Genomic DNA, 19,427 nt, shown 5'->3' on the forward strand with positions numbered 1-19,427 from the left:
GCCTTTGTATAGACTAAATTTGCAGGTGCTGCTGTCCCAAAAATATTATTTATTTCTTCTACGATTAAATCTTTTGGTTTTTCAGGTTTCTCTGGTTTATCAGGAGGTGTAACTCCAGTGCTTTTATAAAAGCAACCTGCCCAATTGTTGTTTGTATCACCCTGTCTTGTGCAGCTATTGTCCTTATAAGTTTTTAAATTATAAGCATTACCAATATTGTTGCCATTAGGTTGCCCTGTGCAAGTATAAAATCCTATTGTCTTACATGTTTCATCATTTATTTTATCTTGTTTAAATGATAATTGACTACCACTATTATCCATTACGGTGTTTATATCACCATGCCATATACAATTATAGTATGAAGTATCATTAGTTTTATATGTATCTATACATACCCTAGTTTCATCTCTACCACCACCAGCAGCCCAGATATAGTTTATACAAACTAATAAAATACCAAATAAATTTAATAGTTTCATTTGCACTCCTTATTAAATGGTTTAGTTTTATAAATGAAATATAACAAAATTTAACTTTAATATTTTTATTAATATCATTACTTTTGTTTATAAATACTTAAAGGAAATATTATATGGTAGTAGTAAATCTTATGGGAGGACTTGGCAATCAACTATGCATGTATGCCTATGGCATGTATCTAAAACAAAAATATAATTATGAAGTAGTGCTAGATTCTTCGTGGTTTGATAAATATGGCTTTGATTGTGATAATAAAGAAAAAAGAGAAATGCTATTAAATGAATTTAATATCAAGATTCCAATTATCTCTTTTTCTACCATTGACAAGATAAAGATTCTGCCATGTAATGCCAAACTTAGATATGTGTTTAATGCTATTGCATTTAGGACTTTTTATAAAGGTTTGAATTTGATTAAAAATCAATATATGCCTATTGAAGATACCAAAAAAGCTTTTGATAAAAATATGCTAGATATTAAAGATAATTCATATATTAGTGGTTATTTTACAAGCTATGAGTATTTTAAAGATGTATATTTAGATCTAAAATTTATTGGTAGTTTAGATTCTAAAAACTTACAAATATTAGAGATTATAAAAAATACTAAAGATTCTATAGCTTTGCATATACGAAGAGGTGATTATATCAATATACATGGATATGTAAAGCTTGGTGGGACATATTATAATAGTGCGATTAATTTTATGAATAATAAGCTAAAAGATTGTCATTATTTTATTTTTAGTAATGACATAGATTTTATAAAAAATGATTTTATTAGATATTTAAATAGTGATATAAAATATAGTATCGTTGATATACAAGATAATAATCCAGCTTTTGAGATGTATCTTATGAGCTGTTGTAATCATCAAATAATTGCTAATTCTACTTTTTCATTTTGGGCAGCTTTGTTAAATACAAATAAAAATAAGATTGTAATTACTCCAGATAGATTTGCATATGATAGAAATAAAGATTTTTTTCCAAAAGATTGGATTATCATCAATCATTTATGGGGGGGGGTGGAAAAGAAATAATATTTTGCAGAATCTATGGAATCTTTATTATTTCAAATCTTAGAGTTTTATCTAAAATATTTGCATGTTTGCAAATTGCTTAAAAAGGTGGGATTCCACCTTTTTAGCTTTATAATCCTAATAGTTCTGCTACTCTTTTGCCATAATTTTCATCAGCTTTTTTGAAATGCTCTAGTTGGCGTTTTTTTATTTCAACTGGCACACCTTCCATTGATTCTTTTATATTTTGGCAAAGTACTTCTTTTTGCTCTGCACTCATAAGACGATATAAATCTCCTGCTTGCACGAAATAATTATCTTCGTATTCTCTATGATTATATCTATCCATAGTATCACCATCTTTTATATGCAATGGTGGCTCAATAGCATTTGTATCCTCTGTATAATCATCATAATAGCTTGGATTATAATTTCTCTCTCCGCCAAATTTACCCATTTGCATAAATCCATCTCTATGTGTATTACTTACAGGCGCTATGCTAGCATTTACAGGCAATAAAGAGTGATTTATGCCAAGTCTATATCTTTGTGTATCACCATAGCTAAATAGCCTTCCTTGAAGCATTTTATCAGGGCTATATCCAATACCTGGCACGATATTTGCTGGATTGAATGCTGCTTGTTCTACTTCTGCAAAATAATTTTCTGGATTTTTATTTAGTTCTAAGATTCCAACTTCAATAAGTGGATAATCTTTGTGACTCCATATTTTTGTCAAATCAAATGGATTGAAGCGATAAGTTTCTGCGTCTTTTTCAGGCATAACTTGAATGCAGAATCTCCATTTTGGAAAATTACCTTTTTCTATATTGTCAAACAAATCTTTTTGATGAGATTCTCTATCTTTTGCGACAATCGCTTCAGCTTCTCTATTTGTTAGATTATGAATTCCTTGCATTGATTTGAAGTGGAATTTCACCCAGAATCTCTCGTTTTTTGCATTGATGAAGCTATAAGTATGACTTCCAAATCCATGCATTTCTCTATAACTTCTTGGGATTCCTCTATCACTATGAAGAATTGTTACTTGATGAAGTGATTCAGGATGTAAGCTCCAAAAATCCCACGCAGCAGTAGCAGATCTTAAGTTTGTCTTTGGATCTCTTTTTTGAGTGTGGATAAAATCAGGGAATTTAACAGCATCTTTTATAAAAAATACTGGTGTATTATTACCAACTAAATCCCAGTTTCCTTCATTTGTGTAAAATTTAAGTGCAAAGCCTCTTACATCTCTTTCTGCATCAGCTGCTCCTCTTTCACCTGCAACTGTTGAAAACCTCAAAAATACTTTTGTTTTTTTGCCAACTTTATTAAAAATATCTGCTTTTGAATATTGTGTAATATCATTTGTAATTGTAAGTTCTCCATATGCACCGCTTCCTTTTGCATGTACAACGCGTTCTGGAATCCGTTCTCTATCAAAATGTGCTAATTTTTCTAAAAGCCAAGTATCTTGAATAAGTGTTGGTCCTCTTTTGCCTGCTGTAATTGAATTTTGATTATCACCTATTGGCGTGCCTGTTGCTGTAGTAAATTTTTTACTCATTCATTCTCCTTTATTTTGTGATTATGAAGTTATAATTATTACATAATTTTCATAATAAATAAAAATTATTAACTAATAATTTCTATTTATTGAATAAAATTATTTTAGTATGTAGAATCTAAACAATATAATAAATAAGGAATTGATTATGAAAATTAATGCAGAAGAAGAGCAAAAATTAGAAGAATTATGCGCTCTTGCCTTTGATTTTGCAAGAGAAAATGATATTGCTTCAATAAGTACTTTGATTCAATATGGGTTAAATGTCGATCTAGCAAATCATAAAGGAAATACACTACTTATGCTTGCTGCTTATAATAACTCACTTGATGTAGCAGAATTATTGCTAAAAAATGGTGCATCGGTTGATAAAAAAAATGACAAAGCACAAACTCCACTTGCTGGCGTGGTTTTTAAAGGATATATTGATATGACAAAGTTGTTATTAAAATATGGTGCAAATCCAAATGAAGATAATGGTATGGGGCTTACACCGATAAATTGTGCAATTATGTTTAGACGAAAAGAAATTTTAGATTTGTTACTAAAACACACAGATAAAAAATTATCATTTTTACAAAAAATTGGTTTTTTTATAATGCATAAATTTATCAAGCCTAAATCTTAATAATTTTTATAGCTTTGATTGCAAAATCTTTTATACAATTTTGCAATATAAAGGAATATTTATGTTAAGAGATATTTTTATTTTTTTTGTAGCAGCATTTTTTGAGATTCTTGGTTGTTTTAGCTTTTGGCTTGTATTTAAAGCAAATAAAACATATCTATGGCTTATTCTTGGAATTATTTGTGTAATTATATTTGCTTATCTTTTGACAAAAGTAGAGCTTGCATTTGCAGGGCGAGCCTATGCTATTTATGGTGGAATCTATATTGCTTCATCATTGTTATGGCTATATATCATAGAAAAACAAAGTTTAACTTATTATGATATATTGGGAAGTTTATGCGTATTTATTGGCGTATGTATTATTCTTTTTGGTGCAAAAAATATTTGAATATTTTAATAATGTTTATTTAAAAGCTAAATTTCTTTATCTTTTAGAGCTATAAATTTTTGCTGCTTTGTAAAACTCATATACGCCTTTGTCATAAAGCATTCTTGCAATAAGTAAGAATCTTATTTCATCATCTTGTGGTAGATTTTTTAAATATTCTTCTTGGGCTTTATTATTTGGTTTAAAATCTGTATTTTTTATAAAATCTATCTTAAAATATTCTAAGTCTATGCCTTCGCTTGGTAGAATAAAAGCTTTGTGAGATTCTATGATATTTAGATTGATAAATTCATCTCTATCATCTTTATTTAAAAACCAAACTTCTTTTGTATCTTTTAGTGCGATTTTATATAGTTTTACTACAAATCTTTTAAATATAGATTTTATTATGCCTTTTGGGATAAATACATATCCAAGTCCAGTTGTGATTGCAATATTTGGAATTTTTAATCTATTTGTTATAAATGAGCTATAAATAATTGGCTTTATTGTGTAATTTATGACAATGCTTGGATTTATTTTTATGATATGATTTTTTAATTCTCTTATAAATCTTAATTCTTTTAGTGGATTTAAACTTTTTGGGTCAATAAAAATATCATAACATTTAAAATTATTATCAATTAGATATTTTGTCGTATTATCAAATGGTGCGATTATGTGGATATCAAATCCTAAATCTCGTATAAATTGCAGAGTTTTTAATCTAAAATTAAACATCCCAAAACATGAATTTGACACAAAAATAATATTTTTATTTTTTAAATTACATAGGTATTTATCTAAGATTCTGTTTTTATAAATCTCATTTATTATTTTTATATCATATTTTTTAGATTCTATTAAGGCATTTAAAGCAAGGGCATTTCTATCTAGAGTGCTAAATTTTATCATAGCTTTATATAATAATCTTTCATCTTTTGGTTTGATTAAAATCCCATTACTACCGATGTTTATATCATCATTATCTATATTATTTATTTTTACTAATTCTTTACAGCCATTGTTTATTGTTGTAATAATTGGTGTTTTTAGAGCTAAAGATTCTAATAACACCCTAGGAATCCCCTCTTTATAATAACTTGGAAGCACGATACAATCAGCATATTTTATAAATTCTCTTACATCGCTATTTTCACCTAAATATGTTATGATGCCTTCATTATGCCATTTTTGAATTTGCTGTTTTGGAATTGCACTTGGATTTTTAGAATCTATTTTACCAAGCAGATAGAATCTTAGCTTCATTGCCAGATTCCAAAATTTAAGGTTTTGAGAGGTTTTTGATTAGTTTTGTATAAGTAAAGATGGTTTAATAGGATTAGTAGATAACTAGCTGCCCCCCCCCTCAGTTTTAGAAATCATATATTTTATATATTTTATAAAATTAATTTCTTTTATTTTTTTAAGTGGTTTAATGAAAATAAATAGCGGAGAAATGGCTAAATGATTTTCTTTCCAAGCCCTAAAACATTCTACATTTGCTTCATAGATATTTTTTAAGTTTTGATTTGATACGCCACCTATTTTCATTTTTACAAAATTATCATTTATGTAAAGATTATTTATATTATGTTTTACAAGAAGTCTAAGCATTAGCTCATAATCCCCAGCTATTTTATATGATAAGTCAAATTTACCATATTTATTAAATATCTCTTTTCTTGCATAAAATGTTGGGTGTGCAGGATGGAATCCTTTTTTAAAATCTTTTTTACTAATATTTCGTCCTTGCAATTTTCTTATTATTTGATATCTAGAATCTATATATTCCAAATTAGCACTAATAGTTTCTACTTTTTTATTTCCAGGTTTGTTAAATGCCCAATTTATTATGCTTAAAATATTATTGTTTGAAAAAAAATCATCAGAATTTAGAAATCCTATCAAATCACCGCTAGATAGCTCAATACCTCTATTAAATGCATCATATATTCCTAAATCTTTTTTGCTTGATATTATTAGTTTTATATTTTTTGCTTCATATATTGGTTTGTAAGATTCTATTATTTTAAGAGTATTATCATTGCTTTTTCCATCTACTATAATATGCTCTATATTTAAATAGTTTTGACTAGAGACAGAATCTAGCGTCTGCTTAATTGTAGCTTGTGAATTAAATGTAGCAGTAATAACTGATATTTTATAATTAATAAAATCCAACCCCTAATACCCCAAAAAAACTAAAAATAGATTACAAATATTAGCATAAATTTATATTTTATTTATCTTAATTAAGATACAATCTGCTCTTATCTTTCATATTTACAATGTTTACAATTCCCTAGGAGATTTAATGTCAAAACAATTATCATTAAAAGCTCTTGCTGTGCCAATTTTTTTAGAGATGTTTTTGCGATATCTCTCACTTATGGTAAATACCTACATGGTTTCTAAACATTCAGCTTATTTAGTGGGTTCTATGGGTGCAGGTAACCAAATATTAGATTTGTTTATTACAATATTTAGTTTTCTTAGTGTTGGTTGTAGTGTGGTTATGGCTCAAGCTCTTGGTGCTAGGGATTATGTCTTAGTAAATAAAGCAATTCATCAAAGTTTATTTTTAAATGCGCTTCTTGGATTTGCATGCGCTTTGCTTATCGTGTTATTTGGAGATATTTTACTATCAGTATTAAATGTCCCAAAAGGACAATTTGAACAAGCTTCTATTTATTTGCATATGCTTGGAATCTGCTTATTTTTTGATTCTATAGGTATAGTGCTTGCTGCTATTGTTAGGATTTATAATCTAGCCTATTTTGTAGCACTTACTTCACTTGTGATGAATTTCATATCAGTTGGACTAAATTATTATACATTAAATCACACAGATTGGGAGCTTTGGGGAGTAGGACTTGCGACTATTATAGGTAGGATTGGTGCTATTTTTATTTTATTACTTGTGCTTTATTTTAAATTGCATATAAAAATCATATTTAGCCAATTATTTAATCTTCAAAAGAGTGTTTTAAAAAAGATTCTAAATATCGGCTCATTTTCTGCAGGAGAGAATCTAATCTGGATTATTCAATATATGATAGCTTTGTCTTTTGTATATACTCTTGGTGAAGAAAATGCAAGTGTGCAAACAATTTACTTTCAAATCTCAATGTTTATAATGCTTACAGGTCAAGCAATAAGTCTTGCAAATGAAATTATCATAGGAAAATTAGTTGGTGCTAAGTTTTCAAATGTTGCATATAAACATACTTGGGTAGCTCTATATTTTAGCCTCATTGTTACTTTGTGTGTAGTATTGAGTGTGTTTTTTGGTAAAGAGTTTATTATGGATAGACTTGGAATAGAATCTATTTTTAGAGAAATAATGCTTCCATTGTTTACTATTTCAATTATTTTAGAGTTAGGAAGGACATTTAATATTGTCATGGTAAATTCACTTCGTGCAAGTGGTGATGCAAAATTTCCTTTTATAACAGGTATAATTTTCATGCTTGGCGTTAGTCTTCCTGTTGGTTATATATTGTGTTTTAATTTTAATCTTGGAATTATTGGTGTTTGGATAGGATTCTGTTCTGATGAGTGGCTTAGAGGACTATGCAATGCTTATAGATGGAAGTCTCGTAAATGGCAAAATAAAGCATTGGTATAGTGTAAAAATACTTAAATATTTATATATGGATTATGCTTTAATAAGCTATAATCGTTATGTAAATTCATTATTTTGGAGATGAAGATTTGGGAGCTTTAGGGCAAGATTTCATTAAGGCTGTTAATGATGATAAACCATCTATTGTAAAATACCTTTTAGATGGTGGTATTAATGTTGATTGTTGTGATAATGATGGCTGCACTGCATTGATGTGGGCTGCTAAGGGTGGCAATTTAAATATGGTCAATTTACTACTAGAAAATAATGCAGATATAAATTTTCTAGCAAATAATGGCTATTCTGTTTTAATGTTTGCTGCACTTGGTGGCAATATAGCTGTTGTAGAGAGATTGCTTGATTTCAATATAGATGTAAATAAACAAGATAAATATGGCTGGAGTGCATTAATGGGTGCTGCTAGTGAAGGGTATTTAGATATTGTTAAGTTACTTATTGAAAATGGTGCTGATGTAAATGCAAAAAGAGATGATGGCACTACTGCACTTATGCTTGCTAGTTCATTTAATCATCTTGCTATAGTAAAGTGTTTGCATAAAAATGGTGCTGATATAAATGCTGCTGATGAAAATTCTTGGAATTCACTCATGTGGGCTAGTTCGTTTAACCATATTGATATTATTAAATATTTAGTTAGTAGTGGGATTGATATAAATGCAACTAGAAATGATGGATATACTGCATTAATGAGTGCTTCATTTAAAGGGCATTTAGATGTTGTAAAGTTTTTATTAGATTCTGGTGCTGATGTAAATGCAACTAAAAATGATGGATATACTGCATTAATGAGTGCTTCATTTAAAGGGCATTTAGATGTTGTAAAGTTTTTATTAGATTCTGGTGCAAGCATCGTTCCGCGATTAAATGATGTTTGGAACGCATTTATTTGGGCTGCTGAAAAAGGACATTTGGATATTGTTAAATTATTATTGCAGTATGGTGCTAATATTGATGATATTGATAATGATGGTTGTTCGGCACTTATGCTCGCAGCTGGTGAAGGGCATTTAGATGTTGTAAAGTTTCTAATTAAAAATAATGCTTTTGTTAATGCTAGGGATTATAACCATACAACAGTATTAATGAAAGCTGTAAATAGCGGAAACATAGATGTTGTTTATTATCTTTTAGAGCATGGCGCTGATATTAATGCAGTTGATAGTCTTGGTAATAATGCACTAAGTGTAGCACTTTTAAATAATAATAAAGATATAGCACAATTTTTAAAGAGAGAGGCTCATAAATTAGAAGAATTAAATCGCAAAAAGATAGAAAGAGGAAATTTTTATTGATGGCTAAGATAGGAGAATAAAATGATAAAAATAACAGAAAATTCACTGCGTGATGGACATCAATCTTTGCTTGCAACTAGAGTGAGGACAGAGGATTTAATAGAAGCTGCAAAGATATTTGAAGATATTGGTTTTTATAGTGTAGAAGTTTGGGGTGGGGCTACTTATGATACTTGCCTTAGGTTTTTAAAAGAAGATCCATTTGAGAGACTAAAGATTCTAAAAGGTATATTTAAAAAAACTCCACTTCAAATGCTTCTTCGTGGTCAAAATCTTGTTGGTTATAGGCATTATGCAGATGATGTTGTAAAAGAATTTATCAAATTATCAAGCGATGGTGGAATAGATATTTTTAGAATCTTTGATGCATTAAATGATTCTAAAAATCTAAAAACAGCAATATATGAAGTAAAAAAGCAAGGCAAGATTGTTCAAGGTGCAATTAGCTATACGACCTCTCCTGTGCATACTATAAAAGGATTTGTAGAATATGCAAAAGAGCTAGTTAGCATGGGAAGTGATAGTATTGTTATAAAGGATATGGCAGGACTTATTACACCATTTAATGCTTATGAGCTTGTATCCGCACTAAAAGATTGTCTTGATGTTCCTATTGTATTTCATACTCATAGCACTGCTGGATTTGGATTTGCCTCACATTTAAAAGCTGTTGAGGCTGGAGCTGATATATTAGATCTTAGCAATTCAGCACTTGCTAGCGGCACTTCTCATCCTTGTACTCAATCAATGGTAGCAACCCTAAAGGGGACAAAATGGGATACAAAGCTAGATATAAAAAAGATGGAGCAAGCAGCAGAAGTATTAAGACGTGTTCGTAAAAAATATAAAAAATATGAATCTTCATATAGTTTGATTGATACTAGAGTGCTTGTAAATCAAATACCTGGTGGAATGATTTCAAATATGGCAAATCAGCTAAAAGAGCAAAATGCACTTTCACGAATGGATGAAGTGATGGAGGAGATTCCAAATGTTAGAGCAGATTTTGGGTATCCACCGCTTGTTACGCCAAGCTCACAGATTATTGGCACACAAGCTGTGTTAAATGTGCTTTCTGGCGAGCGATATAAATCTATAAGTAAAGAAGCAAAGAATCTAGCTAGAGGATTTTATGGAAAAACTCCAGCAAAAATTAGTAATGAAATAATTTCTAAGCTAAAAGAAATTGGCGAAGAATTTATAGAAGTGCGACCAGCAGATTTATTAAAAGATGAGTTAAAAATCGCAAGAGAGGAGAGTAAAGATTTTGCTTTTAGTCCAACAGATGTGATTTCTTATGCGATGTTTGATAATGTAGCAAAAGAATTTTTAATAGAGCGAAATTCAAACAATCTTAAACCAGAGAGTATAGAGAGTTTTGAAAATATTAATGAGAAATTAAATAAAGATTTCAATATCACTGTTAATGGCGAACAATATAATATTAAAATAGAAGGTAGCGGTATTACAAATAATGGAATTAAGCCATTTTTTGTTAGACTTGATGGTGAGTTAAAAGAAGTATTTGTTGAACAAAGTATTGATACTGCAATATCTAATACAACATCTAAAGCAAATATATCTTTGCAGTCAGGACATATAATCCCAAGTATGCCAGGTAGAATTATAAAAATAAATTATTCCATAGGTGATAAAGTAAAAAAAGGTGATGTAGTAGCGATAATAGAAGCTATGAAAATGGAAAATGAAGTAATATCAAATATCAATGGAGTAGTAAAAGAAATATATGTGGATATTAATTCACAAATATCAAATGATAAACCAATTATGCTAATCCAATAAAGCTTTCTAAGATTTATTATTATCCCATTAAGCGAGATATATAAATCTTATAAGAGCTAAATTACCACATAACCTTTATATTAAACATACCTGTGTTACTTATTGATTTATCGCCAAAGCTTCCTATATAATCCAAATTCAAACTAATAGTGTTATTTATATACCAATCTATTCCAAGTCTTAAATATCCTAGAATCGTATCTGCGCCAATATCAAAAGTATCATATCCACCTATAATAATTTTTGCTTGTGGTTTTGTAAATAGATATTTTGTGCCAATTCCAGCATTTACTCCAAATCTGCTAGCAAATATTTTATTATAAAAAAGATAGATATCACTATAAACTAACATGATAAAATTTTTCATATATATTTCATTTGTGAAATTAATCTCATTATTTTGCAATCCTGTAGTATTTATACCAAGCTCCAAGTTTAGATTGCCTGCATTATCAAAATTAAAGGTTTTTCCAAGATATGCATTTGCACCAAAACCAAGTGAATTTGGACTTTGTTCTTGATTGTTTAATGCAGCTTTATTTAATAAATAAAATACATCTCCAAATATCTTAAAATAAAGTCCATATACCATATCTAGCTTATAATGCAATCCTAGCAGTGTTGTTATTGTAGATATGTCTGTCTCAAATGCATCTTTTTTGCCACTTAAATTTCCATAGCTAAAGGCTGTATGGATTCCAAGTGTATTATTAGAATCTACACCAAAGTTCAATCCGCTTACAAATCCATAATTAAAACCACTTAGCCCAAATCCATTATTTTGTGTAAGTATATTGTGTGAAATAAATGGAGTAAAAAAGAAATTATTAGCTGTATTATTATTTTGGGTTCTAGCTCTACTATTTTGTCTTGTTTGTGATAGTTTTAATCTAAGATTCTCTCTTTCATTTTTATAATAGAATCTTTCATATTCTCTAAAATCTACTGCTAGATATGAATTATCTGCATTATTAGATGAAAGAGTGGATTTACCTATACCCCCCCCCATCCACTTATAGAATTGCTTGTAAAAATAAATACAGATTGCAATAGATTATTTATAGATTGAATATTGCTTTTATAGATTGCATTTCCTACACTTGAGCTTGTATCAACTCCGATTCTAAAATAAGTTCCATTTCGTTCTAAATAATATATTGGGCTTTGAGTGCTAAGATGTGAAAACAAGTCTGACACACTGCCACCATCTTTGTATGTCAAATCATATTTATTACCATCTTGTTTTGTGATGAGTTTATCTATAGAATAATTATTGTTTAGATTAAAACTGCTACCAACACTTAGGATAAATTTAGAATCTTTATTTATGGTTATATAATGATTGCTGCTTCCATTTGTATAAATTACTAAATGAGAAGTATCATTACTCCAAGTAGAATAACCATTAAAGCTATTAAAAGTATTAGAATCTTGATTTATATGTAGATGATAATTTCCCAAAGTTGCTTTTATGCTATTGGCTCCATTAGTACCACAAAAAGTTGCATAATTACCACTACCACTACCGCTACATTGCACTTGATTTACAAGATAAATATTACCGTAGTTATTTAGTAGTCCTATTTCTGAATTTCCACCGCTACTTTGTTTTATTCCTTGTATATTGCCATTATTTGTTAGTGTAGTTATTTTTGTGTTACTATCACTTAAGCTTATATATCCATTGATATTGCCATTATTTATCAAGGTTGTAATAGTTACATTAGTTTTAATATCAAAAGCATCATATCCTGTGCTTGTTGTAGGATTTATTGTTGCATTATTTATAATAGTTGTGTAGGATTTATTTATATCTATACCATCATTTACATCAGCATTTATTGTGCAAGTATCACCACTGCAATTTGGAAGTGTGCTAATATCTGTGCTATTATTTGCTGCTGCTAAAGGATTTAATGTAAAAGAAAGAGTTGTTATTTTTATCAAACTGCTGAAATTAAAGATACTATTTAGATTTGATATTTTCATAATATGCCTTGATAAGAATTTACCTTATATCCTTGATATTTGATATAAATTTTTTATTTAATTTTGCTGAGCACATCCTACACGATTTCTACCATTTCTTTTTGCTATATATAATCCTTCATCAGCTTTTTTTAGTAGATCTATATAATTTTGCATTGTATCATCTCTTGCTGCTACGCCAATACTTACACTTGCGCTAAAACATTGTTTTGTAAAGGTTAATCTAATTTGTTCTACTTGTTTTCTTATGTGTTCTGCGAGTTTTAATGTATGTAATAGATTTGTGCTATGTGATAATATTACAAATTCATCACCACCTAATCTACATATAAAATCATCATTTCTAATTGCATTTTTTATAGTATTTGCAACTATCTGCAATATTTCATCTCCAGATTTATGCCCTTCTGTATCATTTATATGTTTAAAATTATCTGCATCTATCATAATACAAGTTATCGTGGTATTATTATCATGCACTTTTTTCCACTCATTTTTTAGATATGCCAAAGCAGCTCTTCTATTTCCTAACTTTGTTAAATTATCAGTTAGTGCCATAGTTTTTAATATATTATTTGATTGTTCTAATTCTTTTGTTCTTAATTTTACTCGTTCTTCTAGGGATTTATTTAGCATTATTAGTTTGTTATTCATATTTATTGTTCTCATAAATAGCTGATTTATAGCAAACAATAATGGACCTATGTCTTTTTCTGTATCATTATAAATAGTTTCATATGCTGTTTTTGGATCTTGACCTTCTTGTATTGCTTTGATTTGTCTTGCTAGGACTTTATCTGTTCCAAGAATATGAATAAAGAGCCAATTTGATAAAAAGTGAAATAATTCCTCATAGCTTATAAAATTATTTTGTATATTTTCAAATAGTTGTGTTCCCTCTTTTATAAACATCTCATGAGCTCTTTTATGATAATTTGCATGCCTTGGATCTACATTTGCTTTTTCCATCTCTTTTTCTTCATCTTTAAAATGCTCATCAGCATATTTAGTGATTTTATTAAATATGTCGTTTAATTCTTCTTGAGATAACTTATTATTTTCCTGAATGCTTGTCCCAAAATCATTAATCAAATTCACCAAATTCTTATGTTGGTTATCAATTAAATCTATATTAGTTTCATAGTTTTCATTCCATTGAAATATAAGCACCGCTTACCCTCCATACTAAAGCACAATATCTTTAGTGTATAAACAATTTAAAAAATATATTATAACGCAATCATAAAGTAAAATTGTCTATAAGATTAAAGTTTAGATATGAATAAATACTATTATTTTTTAATTTTTTATCAACAATATCCAAATATTCATCTTTCGTAGGTATTTTACCTAGTATTGCACATACTGCTGCTAGCTCAGCACTACCTAAATATACTTTTGCACCTTTACCCATTCTATTATCAAAATTTCTTGTGCTTGTAGAAAATACTGCTGCATTATCTTTTACTCTTGCTTGATTTCCCATACATAGGCTACAACCCGGAGCCTCTATCCTAGCTCCTGCTGCACCAAATATCGCAAAATAACCTTCTTTTGTTAGTTGCTTTTCATCCATTTTTGTAGGTGGTGCTATCCAGATTCTAGTAGGTAACTGCCCTTCATTGTTTATTATTTCACCAAATGCTCTAAATAATCCTATATTTGTCATGCAACTACCAAGAAATATTTCATCAATTTTCTTTATTCTCTCATTTGATGCTAGTATTTCGCTTAATGTTGCTACATCATCAGGATCATTTGGACAAGCAAGAATTGGCTCTGTTATTTCATTTAGATTTATTTCTATGATTTCTTCGTATTCTGCATCAGAATCTGGCTCTAATAAAATTGGATTATCAATCCATTCTTGCATCTTTTTTGCTCTTTTTCTTAATGTTGCTACATCTTTATATCCATCTTTTATCATCGCCTCAATTAATGCAATATTTGATTTTAAATATTCAATGATTGGCTCTTTGTTAAGTCTCACGCTACAAGCAGCAGCACTTCGCTCAGCACTAGCATCGCTTAATTCAAATGCTTGTTCTACTTTTAGATTTGGCAATCCTTCTATTTCTAAGATTTTGCCATTAAAAATATTTTTCTTATTTTTTTTCTCTACGCTCAATAATCCTTTTTTGATAGCAAAATATGGTATAGCATTTACTAAATCTCTTAATGTAATACCTTTGTTTATCTCTCCTTTGAATCTTATTAGGACTGATTTAGGCACATCAAGTGGCATTATTCCATTTACTGCTGCGAATGCTACCAATCCACTACCTGCTGGAAAACTAATGCCTATTGGGAATCTAGTATGAGAATCTCCACCTGTGCCAAGTGTATCTGGTAATACAAATCTATTAAGCCAAGAGTGTATTACACCATCTTTTGGTCTAAGTGCCACTCCACCTCTATTTGTGATAAAATCAGGCAATGTAGCTTGAAGTGAAACATCTGCTGATTTTGGATATGCAGCAGTATGACAAAAACTTTGCATAACAAATGGGCTTAAAAATTTTAATGCTGCCATTTCTTTTATTTCATCTCTTGTCATTGCTCCCGTTGTATCTTGTGAGCCAACTGTTGTTGTCATTGGTTCGCAGTATTCACCTGCTCTTACACCTTCTTTTCCACATGCACGACCAATAATTTTTTGTGCTAGAGTGTAACCTTTGTTTGATTCTTTTGGTGGAGTTGGTTTTTTAAATATTTCTTCAGGAGCTAATCCTAAAAATGCTCTAGCTTTTGCAGTTAGTTTTCTACCAATGATTAGATTTATCCTACCGCCTGCGCGCATTTCATCAAATATTGTTACAGGCATTAGTGTAAATTTTGCAATCTCTTTGTTATCTTTTTTGATAATCCCATCATAAGGATATATTTCTATTGTATCACCTTCTTGCATTTGTGATACATCAGTTATTATTGGCAAACAACCGCTATCTTGGGCAGTATTAAAAAATATTGGTGCTATAACATTTCCTATCACAACACCACCGCTTTTTTTATTTGGAATAAATGGTATCTCATCGCCAAAATGCCACATTATAGAATTACAAGCAGATTTTCTTGAGCTTCCTGTGCCTACTACATCGCCTACATATGCAACTTTGCCTTTTTTCTTAATAGAATCTAATCTTTCTTTTGAATTTTGTATTCTATTTTTTAGCATGGCTTGTGCATGAAGTGGTATATCACTTCTTGTAAAAGCATCACTAGCAGGGCTTAAATCATCTGTATTTGTTTCACCATCAATTTTTAAAACTGATACTTCTATTTTTTTATCTAGTGGTTTTTTACTCAAAAACCATTCTGCATTTGCCCAAGATTCTATGATTTCTTTTGCAAATTTATTACTTTTACTTAGTGTGGCTATCGTATCAAAATTATCATACACAAATATTAAATGTTTTAATACATTTGCAGAATCTTGTGCTAATTCATCATTTTTCAAAGCATAAATTAAAGGCTCTATATTGTATCCTCCAACCATAGTCCCTAGAATCTTTATTGCTTCTTTTTTACAAATAGATTCTACTTTTATTTTGTCTTTTATGATGTCTCCTAAAAATTCAGCTTTTATTTTTGCACTATCATCAACACCTGGTGATACTCTATTTAAAAGCAAATCTTTTGCAAAATCTATATCTTGATTTTTCTTTAGTAATTCAATAACGCTTTTTGTATCTTCTACATTAAGTGGCAATGGCGGGACATTGTCTTTTGCTCTTATTTCAATTTGTTTTGCATAATTGTTTTTAAAATCCATTTATTTCTCCTGCTTTTAACTTAATTGTAATCTCTGTTTTACTTGTTTATGTTACAATATAAACCTTTACAAAAAAATTTATTAAAGGATATATATGAAAATTTTTCAAAATGTAACTGAATTAATAGGCAATACTCCGATTTTAAAAATCAACAATATAAATACACAAGCAAATATATATGTAAAATGTGAATTTATGAATCCAAGTGGTTCTATAAAAGATAGAATAGCTTATGCTATGATAAAAGATGCATTAGATACAGGATTGATTACAAAAGATAGCACAATAATAGAACCAACAAGTGGAAATGCAGGTGTTGGACTAGCTAGTGTTTGTGCGACTTTAGGTATCAAGCTAATTATAACAATGCCAGAATCTATGAGTATAGAAAGAAGGAAAATTATTAGTATTTTTGGTGCGAAATTGGAGCTAACTCCAAAAGAAAAAGGAATGAAAGGTGCAATTGAAAGAGCAAATGAGCTAAAAAAAGAAATACCAAATAGTGTGATTTTGGATCAGTTTTCAAATAAAGCAAATCCAAAAATTCACAAAGAGACTACTGCAAAAGAGATAATAGAATCTTTTGGTGATACAAATATCGATATATTTGTCGCAGGAGTTGGCACAGGTGGAAGTATTAGTGGTGTTGGTGAGGTATTAAAACAAAAATATCCAACTTTAGAGATTTTTGCAATAGAACCACAAGAAAGCCCTGTTTTAAGTGGTGGAAATCCTGGAGCGCATAAGATTCAAGGAATTGGAGCTGGATTTATCCCAAATACACTAAATACAAAAATATATAATGATGTAATAAAAGTAGATGTAAATAATGCTTATGATTGTGCTAGAGAATTGGCAGCAAAAGAGGGATTACTTGTTGGAATCTCATCTGGTGCGAATTTTTATGTAGCAAAACAATTAGCAAAAAAATATCCAAATAAAAATATTTTAACTATGCTAAATGATACAGGCGAGCGATATTTAAGCACAGAGCTATTTTTGTAATATAATTTTTGTATAATCTATATAGATTCTACAAAAATTATATACTCTATATAAAATATCTATTAAAATGTATTTGGAGTTTGTATTTGGATAAAAAATTATATGAAGTATCACAAAAAATTTTAAGTAAAAATGACATAAAAGCAAATGAATTACGAGAGATTTATAAAGAAAAGAATCTTTATGTAATAAATTTGATGAGTAGTCCAGGTAGTGGAAAAACTACATTGCTAGAGCAGTTTGCTATCAATAAATATTTTAGTTTTGCAGTCATTGAAGGTGACTTAGAGACAAATAGAGATAGTATGCGTTTGCAAAAAAGAGGTATTGAAGCATATCAAATTACAACAGGTGATGCTTGTCATTTAGAAGCAGCTATGATTGAGCGGGCTTATAGTGCTTTGGAATCTAGTAGAAAATTAGAGAATATAGATTTTTTATTTATTGAAAATGTTGGGAATCTAGTCTGTCCTGCTAGCTATGATCTTGGTGCAAATATAAATATCGTGCTTTTATCTACTCCTGAAGGCGATGATAAGATACTAAAATATCCTACTATGTTTATGATTGCAGATATTGTTTTAATAACAAAAAGTGATATTATGGAATATTTTGATTTTAGTATTGAAAATATCAAATCAAATATAAACAAAATCAATCCAAAATCAAAGCTATTTGTAGTAAGCAATAAAGATAAAGATTCTCTAAATAAAATAGCGGATTATTTAATATATTGTAAAACTAATAATATCATTTCAAAACATCAATATTAAAAGGAAAAATATGTGCCTTGCTATACCTTCAAAAGTAGTTGAAATAAATAAAGAAACAAATATTGCCATTGTCGATACTATGGGTGTAAGAAGAGAAGCTAGCCTTGATTTGATGCAAGAGACTTTAGAGATTGGTGATTTTGTATTGCTTCATATTGGATATATTATGAGCAAGATTGATGAAGAAAGTGCTATTCAATCTTTAAAAATATATGATGAACTAATAAAAGATATGGAAGAAGATGAAGAGTATTGATGTATGCTAATTTTTATTATTAATATAAAATATTCCATTGATAGAAAAAAATCAATGGAACAAAAGATTAAGGATCTTGCAAAAAATACGACTTATGAGGTATTTTTAGAATCTAATTTGCTAAATAAAAATATACAAGATTCTAAAGAATCTAAAAATAACAAAAGATTCTGCTTTTATTTTTTTGATGCAATTGATGCAAAAGATATAGAATCTAAAAAACTAATAATCAAAAATTATAATGCAACTTTGAGTAAATTTGTGCGAGGAAAAGAGCTTGGTTTTGGTGAGTTAGCTTGTTTTGCTTCACATTATGCTTTGTGGGAAAAATGCGTCTCTTTAGGTGAAAATATCATAATCTTAGAAGATGATATTAGCTTTGAAGATGATTTTTTAGATTCTATTATTAAAATAGAAAATTCAAAATTTGAATATGTGCGACTTTATTATTTATTTGATAGGAAAATTTGGCATTTAAGAGATGATTTTTATATAAGCTATCAAAATTTATCTGGCACACAAGGCTATTTTGTCTCTCCACATGCAGCATTGAAGTTTATTTTACACTCTAAGATTTGGTTTCATTGTGTAGATAACTATATGGATATGTTTTTTATAAATAAAGTTCAAAATATTATTTATAAGCCATTTTGTATAAGTGAAGATGAGGTTTATACTAAAAATTCTACAATCTTAGGAAGGAAAAAAATCCAAATAAAGTGGATATACAAGCTAACTCGCGAGATTTCTAGATTTTTTTTATTTAGTATTTATAAAAATTTGTATTTATTTTTTTACAAAATAAGAGGAGTTTAAAT

General features: G+C 29.0%; 18 protein-coding genes. 10 read left to right on the plus strand and 8 right to left on the minus strand.

The features are described 5' to 3' along the window. A partial coding sequence (locus CQA42_RS00005) for a hypothetical protein (protein ID WP_147289237.1) occupies positions 1-482 on the minus strand: 482 nt, incomplete at its 3' end. Between the two features lie 113 nt (positions 483-595). Between CQA42_RS00005 and CQA42_RS00010 the strand changes: the two genes are divergently transcribed. After that, positions 596-1,525 (plus strand): alpha-1,2-fucosyltransferase, encoded by a 930-nt coding sequence (locus CQA42_RS00010; RefSeq protein WP_258865508.1) that lies wholly within the window; start codon positions 596-598, stop codon positions 1,523-1,525. Between the two features lie 109 nt (positions 1,526-1,634). Here the strand turns inward: CQA42_RS00010 and CQA42_RS00015 are convergent, their stop codons facing one another. Continuing rightward, on the minus strand, positions 1,635-3,071 hold the full coding sequence (locus tag CQA42_RS00015; RefSeq protein ID WP_115582668.1) for a catalase: 1,437 nt from the start codon (positions 3,069-3,071) through the stop codon (positions 1,635-1,637). Positions 3,072-3,216: 145 nt separating this feature from the next. On the opposite strand from CQA42_RS00015, the gene CQA42_RS00020 reads away from it, so the two are divergent. Further along, positions 3,217-3,699, plus strand: coding sequence for an ankyrin repeat domain-containing protein (locus tag CQA42_RS00020; protein WP_147289249.1), 483 nt, complete (start codon positions 3,217-3,219; stop codon positions 3,697-3,699). 61 nt (positions 3,700-3,760) lie between these two features. After that, entirely contained in the window at positions 3,761-4,090 is a 330-nt protein-coding gene (locus CQA42_RS00025; RefSeq protein ID WP_115582670.1) for a YnfA family protein, read from the plus strand. Positions 4,091-4,126: 36 nt separating this feature from the next. On the opposite strand, the gene CQA42_RS00030 is transcribed toward CQA42_RS00025, so the two are convergent. Both CQA42_RS00030 and CQA42_RS00035 read right to left on the minus strand, forming a co-directional pair. Further along, a complete protein-coding gene (locus CQA42_RS00030; RefSeq protein ID WP_115582671.1) occupies positions 4,127-5,338 on the minus strand; it encodes a glycosyltransferase in 1,212 nt (403 codons plus the stop codon). 84 nt (positions 5,339-5,422) lie between these two features. After that, the gene (locus tag CQA42_RS00035) at positions 5,423-6,253 is read right to left on the minus strand and encodes a glycosyltransferase family 2 protein (RefSeq protein ID WP_115582672.1); all 831 of its coding nucleotides are present in this window, start codon (positions 6,251-6,253) and stop codon (positions 5,423-5,425) included. Between the two features lie 133 nt (positions 6,254-6,386). Between CQA42_RS00035 and CQA42_RS00040 the strand changes: the two genes are divergently transcribed. The 3 genes from CQA42_RS00040 (at position 6,387) to CQA42_RS00050 (ending at position 10,813) form a co-directional block, all read left to right on the plus strand. Beyond that, on the plus strand, positions 6,387-7,700 hold the full coding sequence (locus CQA42_RS00040) for an MATE family efflux transporter (protein ID WP_115582673.1): 1,314 nt from the start codon (positions 6,387-6,389) through the stop codon (positions 7,698-7,700). A gap of 86 nt (positions 7,701-7,786) precedes the next feature. After that, positions 7,787-9,010, plus strand: coding sequence for an ankyrin repeat domain-containing protein (locus CQA42_RS00045; protein ID WP_181881429.1), 1,224 nt, complete (start codon positions 7,787-7,789; stop codon positions 9,008-9,010). A 21-nt stretch (positions 9,011-9,031) separates the two neighbouring features. Then, positions 9,032-10,813, plus strand: a complete 1,782-nt coding sequence (locus CQA42_RS00050; RefSeq protein ID WP_115582675.1) for a pyruvate/oxaloacetate carboxyltransferase — start codon at positions 9,032-9,034, stop codon at positions 10,811-10,813. Between the two features lie 61 nt (positions 10,814-10,874). On the opposite strand, the gene CQA42_RS00055 is transcribed toward CQA42_RS00050, so the two are convergent. From CQA42_RS00055 to acnB, 4 genes are all read right to left on the minus strand, one after another. Continuing rightward, positions 10,875-11,822, minus strand: coding sequence for a hypothetical protein (locus CQA42_RS00055; RefSeq protein WP_115582676.1), 948 nt, complete (start codon positions 11,820-11,822; stop codon positions 10,875-10,877). Next, complete coding sequence (locus CQA42_RS00060) at positions 11,807-12,802, minus strand: hypothetical protein (protein WP_115582677.1); 996 nt, start codon at positions 12,800-12,802, stop codon at positions 11,807-11,809. Before CQA42_RS00060 ends, CQA42_RS00055 begins: the two co-directional genes overlap by 16 nt. Positions 12,803-12,859: 57 nt before the next feature. Continuing rightward, positions 12,860-13,972: a GGDEF domain-containing protein gene (locus CQA42_RS00065; RefSeq protein ID WP_115582678.1), complete on the minus strand. Its 1,113-nt coding sequence runs from the start codon at positions 13,970-13,972 to the stop codon at positions 12,860-12,862. Positions 13,973-14,042: 70 nt separating this feature from the next. Beyond that, the gene (gene acnB, locus CQA42_RS00070; RefSeq protein ID WP_115582679.1) at positions 14,043-16,574 is read right to left on the minus strand and encodes a bifunctional aconitate hydratase 2/2-methylisocitrate dehydratase; all 2,532 of its coding nucleotides are present in this window, start codon (positions 16,572-16,574) and stop codon (positions 14,043-14,045) included. A 94-nt stretch (positions 16,575-16,668) separates the two neighbouring features. On the opposite strand from acnB, the gene cysK reads away from it, so the two are divergent. Genes cysK through CQA42_RS00090 form a run of 4 tightly spaced genes read left to right on the plus strand, consistent with a single transcriptional unit; the run spans position 16,669 to position 19,425 of the window. Next, a complete protein-coding gene (gene cysK, locus CQA42_RS00075) occupies positions 16,669-17,580 on the plus strand; it encodes a cysteine synthase A (protein WP_115582680.1) in 912 nt (303 codons plus the stop codon). Between the two features lie 50 nt (positions 17,581-17,630). Continuing rightward, the gene (hypB, locus tag CQA42_RS00080; protein ID WP_258865533.1) at positions 17,631-18,353 is read left to right on the plus strand and encodes a hydrogenase nickel incorporation protein HypB; all 723 of its coding nucleotides are present in this window, start codon (positions 17,631-17,633) and stop codon (positions 18,351-18,353) included. 10 nt (positions 18,354-18,363) lie between these two features. After that, a complete protein-coding gene (locus tag CQA42_RS00085; protein ID WP_115582681.1) occupies positions 18,364-18,609 on the plus strand; it encodes a HypC/HybG/HupF family hydrogenase formation chaperone in 246 nt (81 codons plus the stop codon). 3 nt (positions 18,610-18,612) lie between these two features. Continuing rightward, the gene (locus tag CQA42_RS00090) at positions 18,613-19,425 is read left to right on the plus strand and encodes a glycosyltransferase family 25 protein (protein ID WP_115582682.1); all 813 of its coding nucleotides are present in this window, start codon (positions 18,613-18,615) and stop codon (positions 19,423-19,425) included. The last annotated feature ends 2 nt before the right edge of the window (positions 19,426-19,427 follow it).

Source organism: Helicobacter sp. MIT 99-5507 (assembly GCF_003364295.1).
Classification (GTDB): domain Bacteria; phylum Campylobacterota; class Campylobacteria; order Campylobacterales; family Helicobacteraceae; genus NHYM01.

What these genes read in the sequence shown, in the direction of transcription:
- CQA42_RS00010 (WP_258865508.1), top strand. Translation starts at nt 596, where the DNA reads ATGGTAGTAGTAAATCTTATGGGAGGACTTGGCAATCAACTATGCATG.
- CQA42_RS00015 (WP_115582668.1), bottom strand. Translation starts at nt 3,071, where the DNA reads ATGAGTAAAAAATTTACTACAGCAACAGGCACGCCAATAGGTGATAAT.
- CQA42_RS00025 (WP_115582670.1), top strand. Translation starts at nt 3,761, where the DNA reads ATGTTAAGAGATATTTTTATTTTTTTTGTAGCAGCATTTTTTGAGATT.
- CQA42_RS00030 (WP_115582671.1), bottom strand. Translation starts at nt 5,338, where the DNA reads ATGAAGCTAAGATTCTATCTGCTTGGTAAAATAGATTCTAAAAATCCA.
- CQA42_RS00040 (WP_115582673.1), top strand. Translation starts at nt 6,387, where the DNA reads ATGTCAAAACAATTATCATTAAAAGCTCTTGCTGTGCCAATTTTTTTA.
- CQA42_RS00050 (WP_115582675.1), top strand. Translation starts at nt 9,032, where the DNA reads ATGATAAAAATAACAGAAAATTCACTGCGTGATGGACATCAATCTTTG.
- CQA42_RS00055 (WP_115582676.1), bottom strand. Translation starts at nt 11,822, where the DNA reads ATGGGGGGGGGTATAGGTAAATCCACTCTTTCATCTAATAATGCAGAT.
- CQA42_RS00060 (WP_115582677.1), bottom strand. Translation starts at nt 12,802, where the DNA reads ATGAAAATATCAAATCTAAATAGTATCTTTAATTTCAGCAGTTTGATA.
- acnB (WP_115582679.1), bottom strand. Translation starts at nt 16,574, where the DNA reads ATGGATTTTAAAAACAATTATGCAAAACAAATTGAAATAAGAGCAAAA.
- cysK (WP_115582680.1), top strand. Translation starts at nt 16,669, where the DNA reads ATGAAAATTTTTCAAAATGTAACTGAATTAATAGGCAATACTCCGATT.
- CQA42_RS00085 (WP_115582681.1), top strand. Translation starts at nt 18,364, where the DNA reads ATGTGCCTTGCTATACCTTCAAAAGTAGTTGAAATAAATAAAGAAACA.
- CQA42_RS00090 (WP_115582682.1), top strand. Translation starts at nt 18,613, where the DNA reads ATGCTAATTTTTATTATTAATATAAAATATTCCATTGATAGAAAAAAA.